Source organism: Actinoplanes sp. NPDC048791, from assembly GCF_040650095.1.
Taxonomy (GTDB): domain Bacteria; phylum Actinomycetota; class Actinomycetes; order Mycobacteriales; family Micromonosporaceae; genus Actinoplanes.
On the sequence record NZ_JBEZGQ010001437.1, the window covers coordinates 1 to 1,678 of the forward strand.

1 protein-coding gene and 2 pseudogenes are annotated in these 1,678 nt (G+C 74.5%); all 3 read left to right on the plus strand.

Annotated features, from left to right (window positions below):
* Nucleotides 1–890 (plus strand): annotated as a pseudogene (locus tag AB0C29_RS47155) (hypothetical protein); the annotation flags it as partial.
* 140 nt (nt 891–1,030) lie between these two features.
* Nucleotides 1,031–1,270, plus strand: a pseudogene (locus tag AB0C29_RS47160) (STAS domain-containing protein); the annotation flags it as partial.
* Between the two features lie 103 nt (nt 1,271–1,373).
* A partial coding sequence (locus tag AB0C29_RS47165) for a hypothetical protein (protein ID WP_360834744.1) occupies nt 1,374–1,678 on the plus strand: 305 nt, incomplete at its 3' end.

The following is a 1,678-nucleotide window of genomic DNA, read 5'->3' on the forward strand; positions in this document are numbered from 1 at the left end:
CCCGCCGGGACCGGTCCTGGCGGGTGGTCGCCGCCTGGAGCGTGACGCTGGCGGGCGCGATGGTGGTGCTGTCGCCGGTGGCCTGGCTGGGCGTTCGCCAGCGGGACAGCCAGCTGGCCTGGGTGGATCCCTTGACGGTGGGTGCCCTCGCCTCGGCGCCGGGGCAGATCGTCGGTTCGGTGCCGACGGCCTGGCTGCTGGTGGGGCTCGCGCTGGTCGCGTACTGGCGTCCGGTCTCGGCGGTGGTGCCCGTCGCCCTGCTCGCGGCGGCCCCGGTGACCGTGGTGGCCGCGGTCTCGGTCCTGGTCTCTCCTATGTGGGTGGCCCGCTACCTGCTGGTCGTGCTCGTGCCACTGGCCATGCTCGCAGCGGTCACCGTGGTGGGACAGCTGCGGGTGGACCGCAAGCCGCGTGGCCGTGGCCCGGCGGCGCTGCGCCTGATCGTGGTTCTGGCCGTCGTGGCAGCCACGGCGTATCCCGGCCAGCGTGCGATCCGGGGTCCCACCGCGAAGAACGGCCCGGACTACCGCAGCATCGCGGCCCTCATCCGGCAGCACCAGCAGCCCGGTGACGGCATGGTGTTCGAGGTCCGGTCCCGGGCTATGCGGGCGGGCATGGAGTACTACCTGCACCGGGACGGGACGGTCCCGCGCGATCTGTTGCGACGCCGCTCGGCTGCGGACTCGGGCCGGCTCGTGGCCGAGGAGTATCCGGACGCCGCGGCCCGGGTGGCCGGCGTGCCGCGGGTCTGGCTGCTGGTGAGCGGTCCCCGCCAGGACCCGGCCACCGGCTACCCGGCGCTGCGGCCGCTGCTGCGCGACGACTACGAGCGCGTCGGCATCTGGCAGGTGAACCGGGGCACGGTCGCCCTGTACCGCCATCGGCGCTGAGCGGACCGCGGATGGCCAGTTAGAAGGCGCCGGCCAGGGGTAGGCCTGATCCACGCGCGACCCGGCGACCCGGCCGCGGCAGGACATCCGGCGGAAAGGAGCCCGGCGTGCTGGACATCGAGGCCGACGGCTCGGGAATCGTGGACGTTCTCGTGCGCGGAGAACTGGAGATGCAGCACGCACCCCGGCTCCGGGAGTCCATCATGGCCCTGCTCGACCGCGGCGACGTCACCGGCGTCAACATCGACCTGGCCGCGGTGACCCTGCTCGACGCCACCGGCGCGGGCGCGATCATCGTCGTGCACCGGATCGCCACCCACCGCCGGGTGACCCTGCGCATCACCGGTGTGAGCCCGACCGTGGTCAAGATCCTGACCCTGGTCGGCGCGGCCACCCTGCTGCCGTCCGGGCAACGGTCGCCGCCAGGTGTCACCCGTACGCAGCGGGGTACTGCGGCGCGATGCGGGAGAACAGGAAATGACGATGTCGGGGGTCCGGGCCACGGCCCTGGCGCGGGTCGGCTGGGCGGGAGTGCTGCTGGCCGTACCGGAAGTGGTGTTGCGGGCCGGTGGCCCGGGGCCGGTCCCGGCGGCTGCCGTCACGGTGGCCCGGGTGCTCGCTGCCCGGCATCTCGTCCAGGCGGCCGCGGGCGCCCTGTCGCCGACCGGCCCGGTAGCGGGTCTGGGTGCCGTCGTCGACACGCTGCACACCGGCTCGTGCGTCGCGCTGGCCGCCATGTCGCCTCGATGGCGCCGGGCCGCGCTGCTGGACGCGGCGGTCGAGGCCGG